Annotated in this window: 16 protein-coding genes; 11 read left to right on the top strand and 5 right to left on the bottom strand. The window is 40.8% G+C overall.

The genetic code is table 11. The features are described 5' to 3' along the window. The first annotated feature begins 59 nt into the window (after window positions 1–59). From udp to ubiA, 7 genes are all read left to right on the top strand, one after another. On the top strand, window positions 60–815 hold the full coding sequence (gene udp / locus AC1EU2_RS05560) for a uridine phosphorylase (RefSeq protein ID WP_480296989.1): 756 nt from the start codon (window positions 60–62) through the stop codon (window positions 813–815). A gap of 159 nt (window positions 816–974) precedes the next feature. Beyond that, on the top strand, window positions 975–1,436 hold the full coding sequence (locus AC1EU2_RS05555) for an NfeD family protein (RefSeq protein ID WP_480296988.1): 462 nt from the start codon (window positions 975–977) through the stop codon (window positions 1,434–1,436). 5 nt (window positions 1,437–1,441) lie between these two features. Further along, window positions 1,442–2,371 (top strand): SPFH domain-containing protein, encoded by a 930-nt coding sequence (locus tag AC1EU2_RS05550; RefSeq protein WP_480296987.1) that lies wholly within the window; start codon window positions 1,442–1,444, stop codon window positions 2,369–2,371. Continuing rightward, on the top strand, window positions 2,371–3,303 hold the full coding sequence (locus AC1EU2_RS05545) for an SPFH domain-containing protein (protein WP_480296986.1): 933 nt from the start codon (window positions 2,371–2,373) through the stop codon (window positions 3,301–3,303). Before AC1EU2_RS05550 ends, AC1EU2_RS05545 begins: the two co-directional genes overlap by 1 nt. A 207-nt stretch (window positions 3,304–3,510) precedes the next feature. Continuing rightward, window positions 3,511–4,029, top strand: coding sequence for a hypothetical protein (locus AC1EU2_RS05540; protein ID WP_480296985.1), 519 nt, complete (start codon window positions 3,511–3,513; stop codon window positions 4,027–4,029). Window positions 4,030–4,193: 164 nt separating this feature from the next. Next, window positions 4,194–6,395, top strand: coding sequence for a DNA helicase II (uvrD, locus tag AC1EU2_RS05535; RefSeq protein ID WP_480296984.1), 2,202 nt, complete (start codon window positions 4,194–4,196; stop codon window positions 6,393–6,395). A gap of 9 nt (window positions 6,396–6,404) precedes the next feature. Further along, window positions 6,405–7,265, top strand: coding sequence for a 4-hydroxybenzoate octaprenyltransferase (ubiA, locus tag AC1EU2_RS05530; RefSeq protein WP_480296983.1), 861 nt, complete (start codon window positions 6,405–6,407; stop codon window positions 7,263–7,265). Window positions 7,266–7,352: 87 nt separating this feature from the next. Here the strand turns inward: ubiA and AC1EU2_RS05525 are convergent, their stop codons facing one another. Continuing rightward, the gene (locus tag AC1EU2_RS05525) at window positions 7,353–7,928 is read right to left on the bottom strand and encodes a nucleoside triphosphate pyrophosphohydrolase family protein (RefSeq protein ID WP_480296982.1); all 576 of its coding nucleotides are present in this window, start codon (window positions 7,926–7,928) and stop codon (window positions 7,353–7,355) included. A gap of 304 nt (window positions 7,929–8,232) precedes the next feature. Between AC1EU2_RS05525 and AC1EU2_RS05520 the strand changes: the two genes are divergently transcribed. The 3 genes from AC1EU2_RS05520 (at window position 8,233) to AC1EU2_RS05510 (ending at window position 17,066) form a co-directional block, all read left to right on the top strand. Continuing rightward, window positions 8,233–12,681 carry an EAL domain-containing protein gene (locus tag AC1EU2_RS05520; RefSeq protein ID WP_480296981.1) on the top strand — a complete coding sequence of 1,483 codons (4,449 nt, stop codon included), beginning with the start codon at window positions 8,233–8,235 and terminating at the stop codon, window positions 12,679–12,681. Between the two features lie 8 nt (window positions 12,682–12,689). Next, a complete protein-coding gene (locus tag AC1EU2_RS05515) occupies window positions 12,690–14,909 on the top strand; it encodes a patatin-like phospholipase family protein (RefSeq protein WP_480296980.1) in 2,220 nt (739 codons plus the stop codon). Window positions 14,910–14,993: 84 nt separating this feature from the next. Next, window positions 14,994–17,066 carry a M13 family metallopeptidase gene (locus AC1EU2_RS05510; RefSeq protein WP_480296979.1) on the top strand — a complete coding sequence of 691 codons (2,073 nt, stop codon included), beginning with the start codon at window positions 14,994–14,996 and terminating at the stop codon, window positions 17,064–17,066. Window positions 17,067–17,116: 50 nt separating this feature from the next. Here the strand turns inward: AC1EU2_RS05510 and hxpB are convergent, their stop codons facing one another. Beyond that, window positions 17,117–17,773: a hexitol phosphatase HxpB gene (gene hxpB, locus AC1EU2_RS05505; RefSeq protein ID WP_480296978.1), complete on the bottom strand. Its 657-nt coding sequence runs from the start codon at window positions 17,771–17,773 to the stop codon at window positions 17,117–17,119. A gap of 283 nt (window positions 17,774–18,056) precedes the next feature. Between hxpB and acnB the strand changes: the two genes are divergently transcribed. Next, the gene (gene acnB / locus AC1EU2_RS05500) at window positions 18,057–20,654 is read left to right on the top strand and encodes a bifunctional aconitate hydratase 2/2-methylisocitrate dehydratase (RefSeq protein WP_480296977.1); all 2,598 of its coding nucleotides are present in this window, start codon (window positions 18,057–18,059) and stop codon (window positions 20,652–20,654) included. 104 nt (window positions 20,655–20,758) lie between these two features. Here the strand turns inward: acnB and AC1EU2_RS05495 are convergent, their stop codons facing one another. From AC1EU2_RS05495 to AC1EU2_RS05485, 3 genes are all read right to left on the bottom strand, one after another. After that, window positions 20,759–21,796, bottom strand: a complete 1,038-nt coding sequence (locus AC1EU2_RS05495) for an NAD(P)-binding domain-containing protein (protein ID WP_480296976.1) — start codon at window positions 21,794–21,796, stop codon at window positions 20,759–20,761. Between the two features lie 130 nt (window positions 21,797–21,926). After that, window positions 21,927–23,186, bottom strand: coding sequence for a UDP-N-acetylglucosamine 1-carboxyvinyltransferase (murA, locus tag AC1EU2_RS05490; RefSeq protein WP_480296975.1), 1,260 nt, complete (start codon window positions 23,184–23,186; stop codon window positions 21,927–21,929). Window positions 23,187–23,221: 35 nt separating this feature from the next. Then, the gene (locus tag AC1EU2_RS05485; protein ID WP_480296974.1) at window positions 23,222–23,473 is read right to left on the bottom strand and encodes a BolA family protein; all 252 of its coding nucleotides are present in this window, start codon (window positions 23,471–23,473) and stop codon (window positions 23,222–23,224) included. Window positions 23,474–23,479 lie beyond the last annotated feature (6 nt).

The following is a 23,479-nucleotide window of genomic DNA, read 5'->3' as shown; positions in this document are numbered from 1 at the left end:
TAGGGTAAAGTACTGATCAATATTTAAAAATTAACAAAAATTAAACAAAGGGGTTTCTAATGTCAGATGTATTTCATCTTGGCTTGACCAAAGATATGTTGGATGGTGCTGCACTTGCGATTGTTCCTGGTGATCCAGAACGCGTTAAGCGTATCGCAGAATTAATGGATGACGCTAAATTTTTAGCAAGTCACCGTGAGTACACCAGCTACCTTGGCTACATTGATGATAAAGCTGTAGTGGTATGCTCAACTGGTATTGGTGGTCCTTCGACGTCTATTGCTGTTGAAGAGTTAGCACAATTGGGTATATCAACATTTCTGCGTGTAGGCACCACTGGTGCGATTCAAGAACACGTAAACGTTGGTGATGTGATCGTAACTCAAGCTTCAGTTCGTCTCGATGGCGCAAGCTTGCATTTTGCACCTATGGAATACCCTGCGGTTGCTGATTTTACATGTACCACAGCTATGGTTGATGCTTGTCGTGATGCAGGTGTTGAACCTCATGTTGGTATTACAGCATCATCAGATACATTCTATCCAGGCCAAGAGCGCTACGATACGGTTTCTGGTCGCGTAACTCGTCGTTTCAAAGGCTCAATGCAAGAGTGGCAAGATCTTGGCGTACTTAACTACGAAATGGAATCTTCAACACTATTCACAATGTGTGCTTCTCAAGGGTGGCGTGCAGCGTGTGTTGCGGGCGTTATCGTAAACCGTACACAACAAGAAATTCCTGATGAAGCGACCATGAAGAAAACTGAAGTAAATGCTGTAAGTATTGTTGTTGCAGCAGCGAAGAAGCTACTTTAATAAAAGTGACATTTTATTCGTGAATATTAAGCAGACTTTCGAGTCTGCTTTTTTGTGCGAGGAGTTTAGCCGTAATATTAGATAGATAACTTTCTTGACATATTATGTCGTGAGTTGTATAAACCATAATCAAGTTAAGGTTTTTACCAAGGAGCAAAGATGAGCTTTTCAGATCCTGTTGTTGTCTGGGCCATCATTGGACTATTTCTTATTCTAGCCGAAATTATCTTGCCTGGAGGCATTGTGATTCTTCTTGGCGCAGCGTGTATTGTCGTGTCGAGTTTACTTTGGGGAGGTATTGTAGAAGGCATTAGTCAAAGCCTAACGGTTTGGTTTATCACTTCGATTGTTTTACTTTTAGGTTTTAGAGGCCTGACCCAAAAAATGATTGGCGGAGATTCTCATGTGGATAACACAGATGAAGCCATCGAACTTTTCGGACAAGTTGCAGAAGTTAGAGAAAATATTGGTCCGGGAGAGAAGCAAGGACGGATTCACTTTCAAGGTTCAGATTGGCCAGCTGTCGCAGACGGCACAGTCATTGAGGCCGGAGAGGTCGTGCGAATAATTTGCCAACAAAATATTGCGTTTGTTGTCGAAAGAAATGAAGAAAAGGAATAAAGCACATGTTACTTACACCCACAATCATATTTCTGATTTTTCTATTTATTATTTACAAGCTCATGTTGGTCGTGCCCATGCGCGAAGTAGCCGTAATTGAACGTTTAGGTAAATTCAGAGCAGTATTACAACCTGGTTTCCACTTCTTGATCCCATTTTTAGACAGAGTGGCCTACAAGCATGATACGCGCGAACAAGTACTAGATGTGCCAACTCAGAGCTGTATTTCTAAGGATAATATTCAGTTAGAAGTCGATGGCTTAGTGTATTTAAAAGTCATGGATGGTCAACTTGCCAGTTACGGGATTGAAGATTACCGCCGTGCTGCGGTAAACCTAGCACAAACTACAATGCGATCAGAGATTGGTAAACTCAGTTTAAGCAAAACGTTTTCTGAACGCGAAAGTTTGAATGAGTCCATTGTTCGTGAAATTGATATTGCCTCTGAGCCTTGGGGGATTAAAGTTTTACGCTACGAGATCCGCAATATTTCACCGTCACATCATGTCATCCATACCCTTGAAAAACAAATGGAAGCGGAACGTCAAAAACGTGCTGAAATTACTTTAGCGAATGCAGAAAAAGACGCAACGATCAATGTGTCAGAAGGTGAGCGCCAAGAAGCGATCAACTTATCTGAAGGGGAAAAGCAGAAGCGGATTAATGAAGCAAAAGGCACAGGTCAAGAGATAGAAATTATTGCGAACGCTAAAGCACAAGGTATGGCTAATATTTCTGAAGCATTAGCAAAATCAGGCGGGAATGAAGCTATGAACATGCTATTGAAGGAGCAGTTCATTAAGCAAGTGGGTGATATTTTAGAAACAACTCAAGTGTCTGTCGTACCCACTGAAGTCGCCAAATTAGAAGGCTTTTTCGAGGGCATGGAACACGTCACTGCAACAATGAAAGGGCAACATGGAGGGAAAGCGTGATGCAAGGTTTTGAACTTAATACTGACTTTATCGTCATGGCAATTTGGGGACTGTTGTTCATTGTCTTTATCTTGAAGCTGTTTCAATCGATCCGCTTGGTACCCACTAAATCCGCTTATATTGTTGAACGCTTGGGTAAGTATCACAGTACGTTAGATGCAGGGTTTCATGCACTTATCCCATTTTTCGATAAAGTTGCTTATCTACACGATCTTAAAGAAGAAACCATTAGCGTCCCGCCACAAGAGTGTTTCTCGAAAGATGAAGTAAACGTAGAAGTCGATGGTGTGATTTATATTTCCGTCGTTGATCCAGTAAAAGCCAGTTATGGTATTACTGATTATCGCTATGCAGCCATTCAATTGGCGCAAACGACAACCCGCTCGGTTATCGGTACATTAGAGCTTGATCGTACTTTTGAAGAGCGTGATGTGATTTCTGCAAAAGTGGTGGAAGTCCTTGATCAAGCAGGTGCAATGTGGGGAATTCGTGTTCACCGATATGAAATAAAAAATATTACGCCACCGCAAACGGTTAAAAATGCGATGGAAATGCAGGTTAATGCTGAGCGTGAACGCAGAGCCGTACTTGCCAAATCAGAAGGTGATAAACAGAGTAAAATTAATCGTTCAGAAGGTATAAAAGCTGAGATGATCAATCGCTCTGAAGGTGAAATGCAAAAACGGATTAATGAAGCTGAAGGTAAAGCTGAAGAAATATTAACAATTTCGAAAGCTACGGCAGGATCTATTGCAACCTTAGCAGATGTGATTGCAGCCCCTGGTGGTCAAAATGCATTAAGAATGCAATTAGGTGAGCAATACTTAAAGCAATTTAAGGGGTTGAGCCAGCAAGGAAATAAGGTCATTTTACCAGGTAATATGATGGATTTTGAGCATTGGTTGAACAGTATTGATTTGAAGCAGAAATGATGCTCTAAAAGTACTAATTTGAAAAGGCTGCAATTTTAATTGCGGCCTTTTTGGCTTTTAACATTAACAAAGTTTAATTTTATGACCTTGATTGCGCTAAATCAGAAAGCGCAAAATAAGGAGATGTTTGGTGTTTTTGCAGGGTTTTACTAATCTTGAAGATAAAGCATCAACTTTCCAAACAACTGAGTCTATCACGGTGGGTCAATGGATATTTTTGAAGAAGCGTTTTCAGAGCTAGGTATTGAGGGGATCACCTTTGGTGATGACAATGTATTAACTTGCGAGTTATCTCGCCAAGAGGACGGTCGAGATATTGTTTTGTCACTCTCTGCTTACCGCGATCATCAAGAAATGAGCTTGAGATTATCTGTAACAACGCAAAATACACTTCCTGATAATGTACCTGGTGATTGGGTTGTTGAATTTGGTGAAAGAGCGATTGAGCCTTTCCGTGGTGGTTTTGGTATCGGAGTATTACCCGAATGTCGTAACGTGACGGTGTATCGCAATATCATTATTTCAGGAAAACCAAAAGGTTTTATCAAAGAAGCGGTGGGTGAATTAATTGAAGCGGCTGAGGAATGGGATTTAAAACTGCATAATCTCAATCAAGGAAATACAGGAGCGGGTAAACCTGGTCCAGGTAAGCCATCTCAACCCGGAAAGCCACAGCCAGGTGCTGCTGCAATGCGTCGTCCTATGATGCCGGGTCAACGAGGATAAATCGCCTCTGAATTTGATGATACCAATTACAGTAGTTTATCTCTCACTCAGCAAGAGGTAAAGCTATGCAGTTCAAGGCGCATATAGGGCTCTGAGTTGAGTATTTAATTACTGTAATTGATATAAAATAGGTATAATCTCGTCTCAGATTTTTGGAGGCGAGAATGGACGTATCTTATTTACTTGACGGCTTGAATGAAAAGCAAAAACAGGCCGTTTCAGCACCACAATCCAGTATGCTAGTACTGGCGGGCGCCGGAAGTGGCAAAACTCGAGTATTAACGCATCGTATTGCTTGGTTAATGCAAGCAGAGCATCAAAGTCCATTCTCAATTTTAGCTGTTACGTTTACCAATAAAGCCGCAGCAGAAATGCGTGAGCGTGTAGAGAAGGTTGCGGGTGCAAACATGAGCCGGATGTGGATCGGTACATTTCATGGCCTCGCTCATCGACTGTTACGAACACATTATCAAGATGCTGATTTACCACAAAGCTTCCAAATTTTAGATTCGGATGATCAGCTGCGCTTAATTAAGCGAGTGCTGAAAAGTCTTAACCTCGATGAAAAACAATACCCTCCAAGACAAGCGCAAGGTTATATCAACGGTAAGAAAGACCAAGGCTTAAGGCCAAAACATATTGATGCGGGCATTTTCCCGATTGAGCAAAACTTGCTAAAAATTTATCAAGTTTATCAGGAATCATGCGACCGAGCTGGGCTGGTGGATTTTGCTGAGATCCTATTACGAGCTCATGAACTGTGGCTCAATAAACCACATGTGCTGGCGCACTATCAAGATCGGTTTAAACATATTCTGGTGGACGAGTTTCAAGATACTAACGCCATTCAGTATGCTTGGATTCGTATTTTGGCAGGCAATCAAGCCAACGTAATGATTGTTGGTGATGATGATCAGTCTATTTACGGTTGGCGTGGTGCTCAAGTCGAAAACTTACACAAATTCCTACAAGACTTTACCGGCGCTGAAACCATTCGCCTTGAACAAAATTATCGCTCTACTGGGAATATTCTTAATGCTTCTAATGAGCTGATTGCCAATAACCCTGAGCGACTCGGTAAAAGCTTATGGACTGATGATAAAGATGGCGAAAAAATTGCGATTTATTGTGCCTTTAATGAACTAGACGAAGCGCGCTTTATTGTTTCTCGGATTAATGATTGGCATGACAACGGCGGAAGTTTAAGTGATTGTGCGATTTTATACCGTTCGAATGCTCAATCGCGTGTACTTGAAGAAGCGTTATTGCACAAAGGGTTAGCCTATCGCATTTATGGTGGCTTGCGCTTCTTCGAGCGCCAAGAAATTAAAGATGCTATGGGTTATCTACGCTTGATGGCGAATAAGGATGATGATGCGGCTTTTGAACGTGTCGTGAATACGCCGACTCGTGGCATTGGCGGTCGTACTTTGGATATTTTACGAAATGTCGCTCGCCAAGAGCAGCTTACTCTATGGCATGCTTGTCTAAGAGTGCTTGAAGAGAAAATGTTAGCTGCCAGAGCAGCGAATGCCGTGCGTGGCTTTATGGACTTAATTGTCACCATGCAGCAAGAAACCCAAGATATGCCATTGTATCGTATGACGGACATGGTCGTTCAAAACTCGGGCTTAAAAACCATGTATCAAGCCGAAAAAGGTGAAAAAGCTCAAGCACGTATCGATAACTTAGAAGAATTAGTGACCGCAGCAAAAACCTTCGAATTGCCCGAAGACATAGAAGACATGGGTGAGCTTAACGGCTTTCTATCACATGCAGCATTAGAAGCGGGTGAAGGACAAGCCGATGCGTTTACAGATGCTGTGCAATTGATGACACTCCACTCTGCTAAAGGCTTGGAGTTTCCACAAGTGTTTATGGCTGGTGTCGAAGAGGGGCTTTTCCCGAGCAAAATGGCATTAGAAGAAGGCGATCGTTTAGATGAAGAACGTCGTTTATGTTATGTAGGAATGACGCGAGCCATGGAAAAACTGACTATCACTCATGCTGAGTCTCGTCGAATTTACGGTCGCGAAGATTATTCTCGCCCTTCACGTTTTCTAAAAGAAATTCCTGAAGAATACAAAGATGAGATCCGCATTAAAACCCAGGTATCGATTCCGCAGTCTTCGCGTATGTCATCAGCCTCACAACGTAAAAGTAGCTTTTCTCAAGCCCAACCTGCATTTACTCAAATGAACGACAGTGGTTTTAACGTTGGACAACGAGTGATGCATGCAAAATTTGGTGAGGGTCGAGTAATGGAGCTTGAAGGTGCAGGTCCTCAGGCGCGAATTCAAGTGAATTTTGATGATGTCGGTGTGAAGAAGTTAGTCATCGCATATGCGAAGTTAGAAGTGGTTTAAGGAAATACCATGAATCAAAAATTCGATGCCTATGTGCGTTTAATGCGGATGGATAGGCCCATAGGTACTTTGTTATTGCTTTGGCCTTGTCTGATGTCGCTATGGCTCGCATCTGACGGAATTCCGCAGTGGCATCTGTTGTTCATTTTTATTGTGGGCGTTGTTGTGATGCGCGCTTGTGGGTGCGTCATTAATGATTTTGCTGACAGAAAAGTGGACGGCAAGATTGAGAGAACTAAAGGGCGGCCATTAGCAACTGGAGAGGTGAGCAGTAAAGAAGCGCTTGGCCTATTTGGTTTTCTTGCGTTTATTGCATTTACTTTAGTGTTATTTCTCAATAAAACCGTAATTTTATTGTCCGTTGTTGGCATCACTTTTACGACCTTGTATCCATTTATGAAGCGTTGGACTCACCTGCCGCAAGTGTTTCTTGGGATCACTTGGAGTTTATCTATCCCCATGGCGTATGCGGCCGTTAATGAGCAATTACCCGCAATCGCATGGTGGCTTTATTTTGGTAATTTGTTTTGGACCGTCGCTTACGACACCATGTATGGCATGGTGGATAGGGAAGACGACCTAAAGGCTGGTGTTAAATCTACGGCGATTTTGTTTGGACGCTTTGATACTCAGATTATTGGTTTTTTTCAATTTCTAGCATTGGCTTGTTTCACAATGGCCGGGTTATCTCACGATCGTGGTGTAACGTATATCGTTGGGATGCTGATATTTGTTGGGTTTGCGGTTTACCAACAAAGATTAATAAAAGACAAGCAACGACCTGAGTGTTTTAAAGCATTTTTAAATAACAATTGGGTAGGCTTTATCATGTTCAGCTGCTTAGCGGCTGACTATTATGTTTCGTCATAACATTGAGAAAGTTAGCCACGTTTAAATCATCAGCACTCACCTAAGCTTTACAGATATAAACTTGTGAGTGCTATTGAGTCTAGAAGGTTATTTTATGATTTGGCCTAAATCAGCAGGACGATAATTAACAGACTTCAACACCTTACCGTAACGAATCGTTTTTCCTTCAAATTCTACATCGTCAGCACACTTAGCAATAATGTATTCGCCCTTTTGAGTGGCAAACAGTTTGATGCCTTTGTCGGCATAGAATTGTTGAGTTTTCAGGTACTCTTCTTCGCTGCGACACACTTTGCTCATATTACTCGAGTGGATGTCATCCCAACATTCGATAAAATCAAACTTAAGGTTATGTGCGACAGCAAGCATCAAATCAACCAAATAACTGATCTCAATATTGTCGGTATAATTCTTAGCACCAAGATGAACCAGTCGTCCCATCAATACATAAACAGAATCCACAATGGCATCGGCTTGTTCAACCAGACAGTCGGCTTCAGCTAACTCTGTAAGTTCTTCAATAATTAATGAAGTATGCAAGGTATCCAGCTGCTCGGTTAAACTTTGTGGATCTTCTGTTGGTAAATCGAATGTGCTGCGAAATTCATGAATGTCTTTATAAAGATAATCGTATGTAGCTTGATTCAAGTGTTCTAAATTCATAGTGGCTGCAAGGTCAAAAAAGTTGAGTTGCAATTTTATATAACAATAATAAATTATCCAATCTGAACTGTGTTTATATCGATAAGTTATACTACGACGTTCCGTTAGTTTTATTTGTAATTTGAAAGACTTAAATGAAAAAATAGTTGAAATACAAACCATACTTTCTGTTAATATCCATGCTGTTAAGGCGATAAGTTATAACAATCAATACAATTTATTGAATTTTTATTGTTTTTATTCATGAAAACATAGACGTCTTAACTTATTAAATGGATTTAATCATAAAGTGTAGTAGGTCTTCATGTTCAGAACTTTTCAGCAAAATATCTTTCGATTTCTATTATGTTTAGCTTTCATTAGTACATCTGCATTTTCTCAAGATATAAAGCGTTTATATTCGAGCCAAGATGGATTAAACGCTGTAGTGAATGATATTGCATTTGATGAACATGGATTTGCTTGGCTTTCAACAGAGAAAGGGTTATATCGCGCTACGAGTACGCATTTAAGTCGAATAGTGCTTAGCAATGATGAAAGGCCCTTAGTCGATAACTATTTATCAGCAGTAAAGTATTTAGGTCAAAACAAAGTATTGGTTAATACTAATACTCAAGGTGTTTATGTCTTTGACTTTTCGAGTAATCAATTTGATCCACTTGATGGCTTGCCCGCATTTCAAGCTTATAATGGCGGTGATTTACAAGATATTACTTCGTATTCGGATGGAAGAAAAATACTATTAACATCAAGTGGTCAGTTATTCATATTTGATGAAATCAACCAATCTGCACTAAAAGTCATCCAATTACCTTATAAACGAGGCCATGAGTATACGGGGGCTGTGATCAGTGACAGTCAAGAGATCTTCGTGGCAAACACTAAGAGTTTATTCCGTGTTGACTTAGATGGAACGGTATCTCTATATCCATTTGCAACTGAGCAAAAAATAGGTGAAATTTATCAAGTCATTAGTATGGATAAACGTATTTGGATTGCAAGCAGTCACGGTTTGTTCATCGCAACACCAAAAATTAACTGGATGGACATCGAGCAGTTACATGAAGGCTCTGTTTTTTCCATGGCGAAAAGTCCTGAGAATACGATTTGGTTTATGAGTAATGATGGGGTCTACCACTATACTGATGAAGGTCAAGTTATCAAGATTGCTATTAACAAAAAGCTAAATTCAGACTTTCAATTCGGAAAAAACATAGCGCTAGATCCTACAAATTTGCTTTGGATAGCAGGCAAGCAACCCAAAGTCGCAGTTCTTAGCGAACATCCTAAGTTTTTAAAAGAAGTCATCTCAAGCGAAGCACCGTATTATCTCACACAGTTTGATAGTTGGGCTATTTACGCTGAGGGAGATACGGTGTATGCGAGCTCTGCCAATAGCATCATACTTATTGACCGAATGAGTAAAGGTTCTACAAAGATCCCTGTGCCAGATTTAGCGCCAAATAAGGCGATCTATGATATTCAACCGATTGACTCAGAACATATAATGTTACTTACCACTGACGGACTCTTTGTTCTTAATAAAATGGAACAGAATGTTCAACGTTTTAATGAGTGGAGTGGCAGCTCAGAGACCCTAAAAAATAAAACTGTTTATTCAGCAAGTTACGATGTTTATTCTCAAAACTGGTGGTTTGCGACCTCTGAGGGCGTTTATTCTTGGAATAGAGAGTCTAATGATTTAAAGCTACTCGATATCGGTTTTAAGCGCACCTCTAAGGTTCGAATGGTTTACTACGATGCGCAAGGGAGATTATGGGTCGGCGGTAAAAGTGTATTTGGTTATTTTAAAAAACAGCATTTTACAGAGTTTGATGCGGCTTTCTTTAATTTAGAAACATTGCCGACTATTTCTCACATGACACAGTTACCTGATGGTACTTTTTGGTTTGGCACGACTTACCAAGGTGCATTTGAGTATGATGAGCAAATACAGGTTTTAACACCTTTAGATCAGCGGTGGCAAACGGAATGCGAAAGAGTGTATTTTTTTCAATCTGTTTCTCATTTGAATGTGATTGGTTGCTCCAATGGTAAACTCATTCGTTTTGACCCGATAAGTCAGCAAGCCGACGTCTTTGATGCTAATGATGGTCTAATTGCTAATGAGCTCACTGAAGGAGCTGCATTTTTTCAACCTAATTCTGGTTTATATGTAGGCGCCACTAATGGAATCATGCTTATCGACGTTCCCTCATTAGTGCACCGCATTCAAAATAATCCAATCTTTGTCGCTCAAACAACGGCGTATTACTCTGATAAGACTGAGATAAACCTTCTTCCAAATTCATACGATACATTTAAACCGAATGCTGGGCTTATAAATTTCAAAATTTCCAGCCAAAACTATCTCAATAAAAACTTGCGAGATGTCAGTTATCGACTTATTAATAAAAATCATTTAAAACCGAGCAAATTTATACCACTTATTGATCAATCTGATTTAAATTTATCAGGACTTAATTCTGGCTCCTACGTTTTACAGTTGAATCAACCAAATAATGGTAAAAATGCAGCGAAGCCTTATGAGTATCACTTCATAATTACTCAGATGTGGTGGCATACAGAGCAATTTAAAACGTTTCTATTTTTTATTTTTATTACAGGTTGTGCGCTAACCATCATGCGCCATCAGCAAAAGACAAAAAAATTTAGCGCCTTAAATGATAAGTTATTGGAAGCACAAGACAGATTGCAGCAAGCATTGAAAGGCAGTGAATCAGATTTATGGGAGTGGCATGTTCATCAAGAAAGGCTGCATATAGGCAACTATTCCAAAATCATAAGTGATTCAAAAAAAGAAAAGATATTTACTTTGGATCAACTCAAGATTCACCCTGATGATCAGCAGCAAGTTTTGTCCCAATGGAATGCTGTACTTTCAGGTGAATCAGAAATGTTTGATGCTGAATATCGGCAGCTCAATAGAGAAGGTCATTGGCGTTGGATTAGGACGAAAGGACGACCTGTTAGGTACAGTTCCGGTACCAAGTCAGTTGAGGCTGTTTCTGGAATATACACTGATATCACTTCAACTCACAATCTTGAAGAAAGAGTCAATTTACTCGCTGAAGCCTTCGCTAATACTTCTGAAGGGGTGATTATTTTTGATAAATTTGAGTCTGTTGTAGTGGCAAATGTGGCGGCTAGGAAATTATTTGGTCGTACAGAGGAAGAAGTTGAAAGCCTATCGTTTTATGAACTTATCTGGGAGTCAAATACTAACATTTGCCTGTTAATGGGACGAGATAAAAATTGGGCTGGTGAAATCGACATTTATGCTGAAAATGGAAGTCGTTGTCCTGCTTGGCTTACTCTCTCCATCTTGGAATCAAAAACCAGTGTTTCAGCAAAATATGTTGCGGTTTTTTCTGATATCAGTTTACGAAAAAGTGCGGAAGAGAAATTAAAACGATTGGCGAATTTTGACCCATTAACTGGGCTTGCAAATCGGATGTTATTTTCAGAAAAATTAAATGAGACAATTAGAACTGCACAGCTTAATCATAGCCGGCTTGCTTTGATGTTTATGGATCTCGATAGATTTAAAAATATTAATGATTCCTATGGCCATAATATGGGGGATGCATTATTAATTGAAGCTGCAAATAGGATTCAACAAGCTGCAGGCGAGGGAACGATTTTAAGCCGTTTTGGTGGTGATGAATTTGTATTACTGATACCAAAGTTCAAGACAACAAAAGAGGTTGATGAAATCGCAAAACGGGTTCATCAATTTATTGAAGCTCCTTTTCAGTTGTTTGAAAGGGAGTTTTATGTCAGCACGAGCATCGGTGTGACCTTGTGGCCAGAGCACGCTTTACTACCTGAGGTATTAATAAAAAATGCCGATTTAGCTATGTACCATGCTAAAGAAGATGGTCCTGGTAATGTGCGTTATTATTCAAACGCAAGAAACGAAAAAAATCTTTATTTTCTGCGTATCGAATCGGAACTAAGAAAAGCGATTCAGAATAATGAACTAGAGCTATATTTTCAGCCACAAATTAACATATTAGATGGAGATAAATTAGTGGGTATGGAAGCCCTACTTCGGTGGAAACATCCTGAAGATGGATACATTAGTCCTGAAATATTTATTGGCGTCGCTGAATCAGCAGGTTTGATTATTGAGATCGACCGCTGGGTTTTCAAGACAGCATGTCAACAAGTGAGCCGTTGGAAGAAGCGGTATTCTCAGGATTTAAAAATCTCGATTAATGTATCAGCGGCACATTTCTTACAGCCAGACTATGTTGATACTATAACGCAAGTAATGGCTGAAACCGATGTGACGGGCAGCGATTTTGGTCTTGAAATTACCGAGTGTGTGTTGATGAAAGAAGTTGAGCAAGCGCAAAAACATCTGTCTCAATTACAACATTTAGGTATAAGTATCGCAATTGATGACTTCGGTACAGGTTATTCATCATTAGCCTATTTGAGAAACTTCGCAGTAGATACATTAAAGATAGATCGTTCATTTATCATCGATATCAATCACAATCGAGCAGACCAAGCAATTGTAACCAGTATTATTGAGCTAGCGCGTAACTTACGACTAAAAGTGGTCGCAGAAGGCATCGAAACTTACGATCAAATGGAACATTTGATTGGTCGAGGCTGTTATTTAATGCAAGGTTTTTATTTTGCGAAACCGTTACCGTTGGAAGAGATGGAACGTTACTTGGAACACAGTTTACACGCTGAACGAGAACAAGAGCTCGTCTGAGGAATGCTATGAAACTCCACCAACAGATCTTTGCTGCTGTCATTATCATAGGTACGGCATTTTCGGTATCTGCTAGGCCTAAAATAGGGCTTGTATTAAGCGGCGGTGGTGCCAAAGGTGCTGCTCATATTGGTGTATTAAAAATTCTCGAGCAAAACCATATCCCTGTCGATTATATTGCTGGAACCAGTATTGGTGCTTACGTTGGTGGTTTGTATGCGCTTGGTTACAGTGCTGACGAAATCGAGAAGTTAATGCTCAGTACTGATTGGAGCAAAGGCTATTCTGATACGATTCCTCGACAATCTCTGAGCTATCGAGATAAACAGCAAAGAGATCAATATAACGTGCCGTTATCTATAGGCTACAGCAAGGAAAAAATTAAAACGCCGAGCGGTTTATTATTGGGACAAACCATGTCTCGTTTACTGAGAAATTCAACAGGGCTTGTCCAAAAATTCGGTAGCTTTAATCAATTAGCGATTCCATATCGCGCTGTAGCAACAGATTTAGCAACCAGTCACGCAGTCGTGCTTGATTCGGGAAGTATTGTGTTTGCAATGCAGGCATCAGCGACAGTACCAGGAGCACTAGAGCCTGCTCGTTGGCATGGTAAATTACTGGTGGATGGTGGTATCGCGAATAACATGCCTGTAGATGTTGTAAAAAAAATGGGGGCAGATATTGTTATTGCCGTTGATATCGGCTCATCCCTTGTCGGTAAAGATAAGCTCAATTCGACCATTGATGTATTGAATCAACTTTCAACAATGCTCACCAATGCCAGTACTAACCATCAAAAATCATTACTGACAGATAAAGACATATTGATACGTCCTGCTGTTGGGCAAATGAGTACAACAGACTTTAATGTTTTACCTAAAGCATTAGAGCTTGGTGAAAAAGCCGCAACAACGTTATTACCGAAATTAAAAGCTTTAGCAGAAACTCCGAAACAATACGCTCAATATCAGCAGAAAAAGATAAACGCTAGAAAGCAATGGGATGCTCCGATTAATAAACCTGTTTATCGTATTGTTCTGGCTAATGAATCTAAAGTGAACGATCAACTTATCCTTGATACGTTTGGTATTCATGAAGGTGAAATTGTTTCAAAGAAAGAGTTAGACACAGCAATAAACCGAGTTTATGCATTAAACCGATTTGAAAGAGTTAACGCAGAATTTGCAGATGATCTTCAAGGTCGAGAACTCACTTTAACCACCAAATCTAAATCGTGGGGGCCGAACTACTTTCAACTTGGTTTGAATTGGGAGGATGATTATAGCTTAGGGTCAACAGTAACGTTTGATTTTGCTTATACGCTTACTGATCTTAATGCAAACGGTGGTGAGTGGAGAAATGAATTACAATTCGGCTTCCAGAAACGCGTTGCCTCCGAGTTTTATCAGCCTATTGATCACGATCAGAATTGGTATAGCCGCACCAGACTTGAGTTACTAAGAAAAAATCGAGGTATTTTCGAAAGTAACGAATTCACCTATGGCGTTGACACACGCAGTCAAGTATTACTGACCGGATTAGGTTATAACTTTAACCAAAAATCTTTTGTTGAGCTTGGTATGAGAGGCAGCAATGGCCGACTTTCAACTCAAGCGATTGAGGATGGAAAGCTACAATATAAAGGGTTTGGTGGATATTTACAGTTCGGCTATGACGATTTAGATAGCATTAGCTTTCCTACCTCTGGAGACCGATTAGCGTTTGAAATGCGTTTCACCCGAAATAACGCTCGGTACCAAGAACAAGATTACGAGTCCGATTTCAATTTACGATACAGCTTAGATTGGAAGGGAGTGTTAAGCGTAGGACATCACGCATTTGTTGGTAAGGTTTCACTTGAAACGGAAGATGTTACTGATGATGACATCTCAGTAGATCCTGTCGAATTAGGTGGATTCCTGAACTTGTCTGGATATCATAAAGATTCCCTTCTTGGAAACCATAAACTGTTTGGTGCATTTATTTATCAATATGATTTAGGCCGAGATGCACTTGGCTTAGAAAAGTATCCTTTGTATTTAGGCACCAGCATAGAAGCGGGTAATGTTTGGTTGCAAAAGAGCGATGTGAGTTTGAATGACTTAATTTATTCAGGGAGTTTATATCTAGGCACAGACACTGAGCTTGGGCCTGCAGCATTAGGTATTGGTCTGTCTGATAAAGGTGAGCACGCTGTATATTTGTTCATTGGAAAAAACTTCTAACAAAAAAGCCCTACAGTTATCGCGACTTTTTTGATAGCGTTAGTCGATTGTAAAATTTATTTTAATAATGAGTTAGGAAAACAAATGAAAAAAGTAAGTGCATTAGCGCTAGGTATTGCGATTAGCTTAGGGCTTGCAGGGTGTAGCAAAGAAGCGCCTCAGCAAGCAGAAAAGACAGTTGAACCTGTGAAAGCAGAACAAACTTTAGTTTCAGGTGTTGAGCTAGCTAATTTTGATAATTCAGTTCGACCACAAGATGATTTTTACTACAACGTTAACGGAACATGGCTAAAAGATACGCCAATTCCTGCAGATAAGTCTAACTATGGCGCTTTCTCTGTGCTTTATGAACAAAGCCAGAATTCACTTAAGAAAATCATTGAAGCGACAGCGGCTAAACCGAATAAAGCGGCTGGTTCGAGTGAACAAAAAGTGGGTGACTTTTACGCAAGCTACATGAACACTGACAAGGTTGAAACCTTGGGTGCTGAGCCTCTTAAGCCATTACTTTCAGAAATCGAAGCAGCAAAAACTCACAAAGATATTGCTCGTTTGATGGGTAAATTACTGGTAAACGGTTCAGGCTCTCCATTTGGCTTTTATGTGAATAACGATGCGAAAAATTCTAGCCAATATGCTGTATATGTTTATCAATCAGGATTAACACTTCCTGATCGTGATTATTATCTAAAAGATGATGAAAAGTACGTGAGCAACCGTGAAGCACTCGGCAAGTATGTTGACGATGTACTTAAGCAAGCGGGTTACGCTGATGCCGACCGTGCGTCAAAAAGTGTGATGGAAGTTGAACACTTCATCGCTCAAAATCACTGGGATCGAGTTTCACTGCGTGATGCTAACAAGCGTTACAACAAATTCGAACGTGAAGGTGTAAATAAGCTGTTAGGTGATATGGGCTTTGATGCATTTGCTACTGGCGCTGGTATGGATAAAGTGACAGAAGTCATTGTTGGTCAGCCATCTTATCTTGAAGCACTTGGTAAGCAATTCGACAAATTCCCTGTGAGTGTTTGGCAAGATTACTTAGCGTTCCACTTAGTGGATTCATATGCGAACCTAATGAGCAAGAATTTTGAAGATTTAGCATTCAACTTTCATGACAAAACATTAAAAGGCATCCAAGAGCAAAAGCCTCGTTGGAAGCAAGCTGTAGATGCTGCTAACGGTGTTATTGGTGAGCTAGTTGGCCAAGAATACGTTAAAGAAAGCTTTAAGCCAGAAGCAAAAGAACGTATGGAAGTATTGATCCACAACTTGATTAAAGCCTTTGAAGTAAGTATCAATGGTTTAGAGTGGATGACACCAGAAACCAAAAAAGCTGCACAAGAAAAATTAGCGAAGTTTACTTATAAGATTGGTTATCCTGACAAGTGGAAAGATTATACAAATCTTGAAATCAAAGCTGATGAACTGGTTGGTAACTATCTTCGTTATGCTAACTTTGAATATACTTCAATGTTAAACAAGTTAGGTCAACCAATTGACCGTACTGAGTGGCACATGACGCCGCAAACCGTAAACGCTTATTACAATCCAGTAATGAACGAAATCGTGTTCCCAGCAGCGATTTTACAACCTCCATTCTTTAATATGGATGCTGATGATGCTGTGAACTACGGTGGTATTGGTGCGGTTATTGGACACGAACTTTCTCATGGCTTTGATGACCAAGGTTCTAAGTACGACGGCGACGGTAATCTACGTAATTGGTGGTCTGAAAAAGATTTAGAAGAATTTACCAAGCGTAGTGAGCAACTTGCTGCACAATACGATAAATATGAAGCTCTACCAGGCAAACATGTTGATGGCAAATTCACCCTTGGTGAAAACATTGGTGACTTAGGTGGCTTGACGGTTGCACATCGTGCATATCAAATGAGCTTGGACGGTAAGCCAGCACCAGTGATGGATGGGTATACGGGTGAACAGCGTTTCTTCATTGGTTGGTCGCAAGTATGGCGTCGTAACTATCGTGATACTGAGCTTGAGCGTCGTCTGAAGACAGATACACATTCACCAAGCCATTTCCGTGCAATGGGTACACCACGTAATATTCCTGCTTTCTACGATGTATTCGAAGTGAAAGAAGGCGATAAGATGTTCCTTGCTGAAGGCGAGCGTGTGAAGATTTGGTAATCATTTTTTGATGCTTTAAAAGTAGAAACGCAGCCAATTGGCTGCGTTTTTTAATTTAAAATGGTCGAGAATTCAGTTAAATCATTCAACCGATAATGGGCAAGCATCCATTTAATATCATGCTGTTGTTCATGGGGAGGAATAGCAATGGCCGACATATTGGCAGCACGAGCGGCAATAAGGCCATTCATAGAATCCTCAATGGCAATGCATTCACTAGGTGCGACACCTAAGCGGGATGCACAGTTCAAATAAACCTCTGGATGTGGTTTACCATACTTCAAATGCTCAGCAGACTCTATGGCTTGAAAAAAATGTCTAATTTCAAATTTGTCCAATACCGCATTAACCAAACTCATGGATGAAGAGGTTGCGAGCCCTATGCGATAGCCTTGTTGTTGACAAAGTTGTAAAGCTTCAATGACACCCAGCATCGGTTTTGCGTCAGTTTGAATGAATTCAATAACACCATTGACGATTTGAGTCGCTGTTTCGGTATTATCATAATTTTCCCACGGATATCGTTGATACCAGTATTCGACTAATTGGTCGACTCTTAATCCTGTGGTTTTAAAGGTATCTTGATAAGTAATGGGTAAACCAAGGGCAGAAAAAACTTCGAGTTCTGATTGTTGCCATACTGGCTCTGAATCAATTAAAACGCCATCCATGTCGAAAATTACTGCCTTTAATGCAAGTGACAACATAACAGCTCCAATTTTGGCAATGCGAGGAAATATCGCTGCTCGAGTATAAACGATGTACAAACCCTAAAGCAGAAAAAATACCATTCGACTTTGATCTAATATAAAGATTCGAAGTTTTATGATTAAATTTGCTAATTTTAATGGAGTAAGAGTGTGACCTGATTCATACTTTTTCAAACCTGTAGTATAATATTGACCCTAAAAATTAGATTGTGAGCGTGCTGTCGGAACGCAGTGCAGTTAATAAAGCATGTTTTCGTGCGAATAAAAGAGGAATGTTGCCGTGCTAGAAGCATATCGTAAACACGTTGAAGAACGTGCGGCGCAGGGCGTTGTCCCTAAGCCATTAGATGCCCAGCAAGTTGCTGATTTGGTAGAACTGTTAAGAAATCCGCCAGCTGGTGAAGAAGAATTCATTCTAGATCTATTCGAAAACCGTATTCCACCAGGTGTTGATGAAGCAGCTTATGTTAAAGCGGGTTTCTTAGATGCTTTGGCAAAGGGAGAGAGTAATTCTCCAATTATCTCAAAAGAACATGCCATTAAATTATTGGGCACCATGCAAGGCGGTTATAACATTGAGCCGTTAATTGCACAGCTTGATGATGACGCACTTGCTCCACTTGCTGTTGAAGCACTTTCACATACGTTGTTAATGTTTGATGCATACCACGATGTTGTTGAAAAAATGAATGCAGGTAATGCATTTGCAAAACAAGTGGTTGAATCATGGGCGAACGCAGATTGGTATACGTCTAAGCCAAAATTGGCGGACAAAATCAGTCTTCGCGTATTCAAAGTGCTTGGCGAAACAAATACGGATGACTTGTCACCAGCACCTGACGCTTGGTCACGTCCAGATATCCCATTGCACGCATTAGCCATGCTTAAGAACGCTCGTGAAGGTATTGTGCCTGATGACGCTGGCGTTACTGGCCCAATTAAAGAAATTGAATCAATGAAGCAAGACGGTTTCCCATTAGTGTATGTGGGTGACGTTGTTGGTACAGGTTCTTCACGTAAGTCTGCGACTAACTCAGTATTGTGGTTCATGGGTGATGATATCCCTAATGTACCAAACAAGCGTGCTGGTGGTTTCTGCTTTGGTGGTAAAATCGCACCGATTTTCTTCAACACTATGGAAGATGCTGGTGCATTACCAATCGAGCTAGACGTTAGCAAAATGAACATGAATGACGTTATCGACATTTACCCATATGAAGGTAAAGTTAAGCGTCATGATAGCGATGAAGTGATTTCTGAATTCGAACTAAAAACAGACGTATTACTTGATGAAGTACGTGCTGGTGGTCGTATTCCGTTGATCATTGGTCGTGGTCTAACTGACCGTGCTCGTGAAACGTTAGGCCTTGGCGCTTCTGACATTTTTGTTCGTCCACAAGATGTGGCTGATACGGGCAAAGGCTATACATTAGCGCAGAAAATGGTCGGTAAAGCCTGTGGCGTAACGGGTGTTCGTCCAGGTCAATACTGTGAACCTAAGATGACTTCTGTAGGCTCGCAAGATACCACAGGCCCAATGACTCGTGATGAACTAAAAGATTTAGCTTGCCTTGGCTTCAGTGCTGACCTAACGATGCAGTCTTTCTGCCATACTTCAGCTTACCCTAAACCAGTTGACGTAAACACGCATCACACGCTACCTGATTTCATCATGAACCGTGGCGGTGTTTCATTACGCCCAGGTGATGGTGTAATTCACTCTTGGTTAAACCGTATGCTCCTACCTGATACTGTTGGTACAGGTGGTGACTCGCATACTCGTTTCCCAATCGGAATTTCATTCCCAGCAGGTTCTGGTTTAGTAGCATTCGCTGCTGCAACGGGTGTAATGCCACTTGATATGCCTGAATCAATTTTGGTTCGCTTTAAAGGTGAAATGCAGCCAGGTATCACACTACGTGATTTGGTACATGCAATTCCTTACAAAGCGATTCAAATGGGTCTATTGACTGTTGAGAAAGCGGGTAAGATCAATGAATTCTCTGGTCGTGTATTAGAGATTGAAGGTCTTGAGCACCTTAAAGTTGAGCAAGCATTTGAATTGTCTGATGCTTCTGCTGAGCGTAGTGCTGCAGGTTGTACCATCAAGCTGGATAAAGCGCCGATAATCGAGTATTTGAACTCGAACATCGTGATGCTTAAGTGGATGATCTCTGAAGGTTATGGCGATCGCCGTACTATCGAGCGTCGTATCACAGCAATGGAAGAGTGGATTGCTAACCCAGAATTGATGGAAGCCGATTCAGATGCCGAATACGCAGAAATCATTGAAATTGATTTGAATGACATCAAAGAGCCAATTCTTTGTGCACCAAACGATCCGGATGATGCTGTTCTACTTTCTGAAGTTAAAGATACTAAGATTGAAGAAGTATTTGTTGGTTCTTGTATGACCAACATTGGTCACTTCCGTGCACTGGGTAAGATGTTAGATAAATTCGCAACATCATTGCCTACTCGTCTATGGATTGCACCGCCAACTAAGATGGATAAAGATCAGCTTACCCAAGAAGGTTACTACGGTATCTTTGGCCGCGTAAGTGCACGTATCGAAACGCCAGGCTGTTCATTGTGTATGGGTAACCAAGCACGTGTTGCAGAGAACTCTACGGTTGTTTCAACATCAACTCGTAACTTCCCGAACCGTCTAGGTACTGGTGCCAACGTATACTTAGCATCAGCGGAACTTGCAGCGGTAGCCGCACTTCTTGGTCGCCTACCATCACCTGCTGAGTATCAAGAATATGCGAAAGAATTAGATGCGACAGCAGCTGATACTTATCGTTACTTGAACTTCAACGAGATCAAGCACTACACCGATAAAGCGGAAGAAGTGATTTTCCAATCAGCAGTTTAAAGTTTAATCTGTTGAATTGAAGCTTTGATTTCGAAAGCCCTGCATTTTTTAAATGCAGGGCTTTTTCTTGTCTATAAACCGAGTGGTATAGAATAGCCGTACTGCTAAGCCTTATACTGTAACCAAATCGGCAGCACACGATCTAAGTGACACATAAACTTATTCATGCCAACATCATGTTCGACATTACCTAAAGGATCGACAACTCGACAGGGGTAGGCGATGCCTAGTCCAAATAAACCTGGAGCAATAATACCGTTACTTTCGTTATAAGGGAGGCTGTGTTTATAGGGAGAAATTTTTATTTCATCTCTCTTTTCAAAGCCGATAGTAAAAATAAGATAATTACACTGCTCAACTTTGCTGTTTTTTTCTTCACTCGAACAATGAACACGTTCAAGGCGCTCAGGCCACTTACCATCAATATATTCTCTGGCCCAATCTGCGGCATAGTCTTTTAATCCAGTATTATCAAATAAAATAAAGTCATGGAGACAAACGGCATATTTTGTAGGTTGGCGATAAAAGTTAATGACTTTTTTGACTTTACCATTCAACAAGTTCTTCATGGCGACAATAGCTGAGTGAGATGAACCATATACACCAACGGTTTGATTACTTAAATCAAGCTGGTTGAGTTTTTGATCATTCAGTGCGACTTCTAGCGGAATCGTTGGTTTATTGGTGGGTAAGGTCTTTGGGGCAGCACCAGTAGCTAAAATCACTTGCTCAGCTATCAAGGTTTGATGTTCTAACTCTAGATACCAATGATGATTATTGTTAGCTAATGAGCAGACTTTTTCTTTGAAGCTCGAGACTCGTTTAAGGAAATGTTGGGTGATCCAATGTAATGGCTCAGCGACATGTTCCAGAAGACAAGAACGCTCGTCATTTAATGAGTAAATTGAACAATGAGGGGCTTGCTCAATGTCGAAACTTTTACAGTGAGATAAAAATCGTTTTAACGTTTTTACCTTTGTATTGCCATTAACCCGGTACCATTTCGCACCAATATCACCAACATTGAACTCTGGGTCGACCCATGCGATTTGTTTTGCTGAAATGCCAGCATCAAGTAGCTTACCAACAGCAGAGATACCCGCAGGGCCAGCGCCCACCACACACCAAGCAAATTGACTCATAATCTATTCATCTAAATCATTATGATTAAAAGTGTAGCAGTACAATAAGAGATAAAAGGAAATTGAGGAAATGCTTAAAAAATATAAGAATATAAAGAAAAGGAGAGCTTGATGCTCTCCTTTTAGCAAATTATTTGATTCGGCTTACGTCACCACCAAGGCCACGGAACTTATCTTCAATGTGCTCATAGCCACGATCAAGATGATAAATACGGTCAACCGTAGTTGTGCCTTCGGCTTTTAATCCTGCGATAACCAGACTTGCTGATGCACGTAAGTCTGTAGCCATTACCGGTGCAGCCTTTAACTGCTCTTTACCATGAATGATGCAAGTATGGCCTTCGAGCTCCATATCTGCACCCATACGCATTAATTCTGGTACGTGCATAAAACGGTTTTCGAAAATAGTTTCAATAACGGTTGCACTGCCTTCAGCCAAACAGTTGAGCACACAGAACTGGGCTTGCATATCGGTTGGAAAACCAGGGTAAACAGCAGTTTTAATGTTAACTGCTTTCGGGCGTTTACCATGCATATCCAGCTCAATCCAATCGTTGCCTTTTGTGATCTCAGCGCCAGCTTCTTCTAGTTTCATTAATACTGACTCTAGAGAATGGGGATCAGCATCTAAACAACGAATACGACCACGGGTAATCGCCGCAGCGACTAAAAAGCTCCCCGTTTCGATGCGATCTGGCATTACTCGATAATCGCAACCATTCAGCTTCTCAACACCTTCAATGGTCAACGTTGCTGTGCCAACACCAGAGATTTTCGCACCCATAGCCATGAGGCAGTGAGCTAAGTCAACGACTTCAGGCTCTCTGGCGGCATTTTCAATAACCGTTGTGCCATCCGCTAATACGGCGGCCATCAACAAGTTTTCGGTTGCACCTACACTCACCATATCCATCAGAATATGTGCGCCTTTCAAACGGCCATCAACACGGGCTTTAATGTAACCTTCTTCAACTTCAATGTGAGCACCCATTTGCTCTAGTCCATGAAGGTGAAGGTTAACTGGACGTGCACCAATGGCGCAACCACCTGGCAATGATACGTCTGCTTTACCATAGCGGGCGAGCAGAGGGCCTAATATTAATATTGAGGCGCGCATCGTTTTAACCAGTTCATACGGAGCACAAAAGTGGTTTAGGTTTTTAGTCGAAATCCGGTACTGACCTTTATCCAGCTCAGTAACTTCTGCACCTAAGCATTGCAATAACTTACAACTGGTGCGGACGTCGCGTAGCTCAGGGACGTTAGACACAATAAAATCAGTTTCAGGTAAAATACCTGCCATCAAAATTGGCAAGGCGGCATTTTTTGCACCTGAAATAACGACATTGCCAGCAAGTGGCTGGCTAGTTTGAATACTCAGTTTATCCACGGTAACTCTCTAGTTGGGAATGAGTGGCGATCAAATTACATGTTGAAGATTTTTTCTTTTTTCCATTGTTCTGGAGTAAAAGTTTTGATCGTTAATGCGTGCAGTGCACCACTGGCAATTTGCTCAGTAAGTGGTGCATAAATGGCTTGCTGTCTTTTTACTGGTGATAAACCATCGAAGAAATCGGCTACCGCAATCACTTTATAATGAGTACCTTCTTGAGTCACCTTGACTTCATCCAGCTCAAGTTTTGATTTCAGTAATGCTTCGATTTGCTGTGGTTCCATTGATAC

The sequence above is a fragment of the Parashewanella sp. 2304DJ23-3 genome, from assembly GCF_056591695.1.
Note: the sequence above shows the minus strand (reverse complement) of the source record. Positions and strands in the feature narration are given on the sequence as shown.

What these genes read in the sequence shown, in the direction of transcription:
- udp (WP_480296989.1), top strand. Translation starts at nt 60, where the DNA reads ATGTCAGATGTATTTCATCTTGGCTTGACCAAAGATATGTTGGATGGT.
- AC1EU2_RS05555 (WP_480296988.1), top strand. Translation starts at nt 975, where the DNA reads ATGAGCTTTTCAGATCCTGTTGTTGTCTGGGCCATCATTGGACTATTT.
- AC1EU2_RS05550 (WP_480296987.1), top strand. Translation starts at nt 1,442, where the DNA reads ATGTTACTTACACCCACAATCATATTTCTGATTTTTCTATTTATTATT.
- AC1EU2_RS05545 (WP_480296986.1), top strand. Translation starts at nt 2,371, where the DNA reads ATGCAAGGTTTTGAACTTAATACTGACTTTATCGTCATGGCAATTTGG.
- AC1EU2_RS05540 (WP_480296985.1), top strand. Translation starts at nt 3,511, where the DNA reads ATGGATATTTTTGAAGAAGCGTTTTCAGAGCTAGGTATTGAGGGGATC.
- uvrD (WP_480296984.1), top strand. Translation starts at nt 4,194, where the DNA reads ATGGACGTATCTTATTTACTTGACGGCTTGAATGAAAAGCAAAAACAG.
- ubiA (WP_480296983.1), top strand. Translation starts at nt 6,405, where the DNA reads ATGAATCAAAAATTCGATGCCTATGTGCGTTTAATGCGGATGGATAGG.
- AC1EU2_RS05525 (WP_480296982.1), bottom strand. Translation starts at nt 7,928, where the DNA reads ATGAATTTAGAACACTTGAATCAAGCTACATACGATTATCTTTATAAA.
- AC1EU2_RS05520 (WP_480296981.1), top strand. Translation starts at nt 8,233, where the DNA reads ATGTTCAGAACTTTTCAGCAAAATATCTTTCGATTTCTATTATGTTTA.
- AC1EU2_RS05515 (WP_480296980.1), top strand. Translation starts at nt 12,690, where the DNA reads ATGAAACTCCACCAACAGATCTTTGCTGCTGTCATTATCATAGGTACG.
- AC1EU2_RS05510 (WP_480296979.1), top strand. Translation starts at nt 14,994, where the DNA reads ATGAAAAAAGTAAGTGCATTAGCGCTAGGTATTGCGATTAGCTTAGGG.
- hxpB (WP_480296978.1), bottom strand. Translation starts at nt 17,773, where the DNA reads ATGTTGTCACTTGCATTAAAGGCAGTAATTTTCGACATGGATGGCGTT.
- AC1EU2_RS05495 (WP_480296976.1), bottom strand. Translation starts at nt 21,796, where the DNA reads ATGAGTCAATTTGCTTGGTGTGTGGTGGGCGCTGGCCCTGCGGGTATC.
- AC1EU2_RS05485 (WP_480296974.1), bottom strand. Translation starts at nt 23,473, where the DNA reads ATGGAACCACAGCAAATCGAAGCATTACTGAAATCAAAACTTGAGCTG.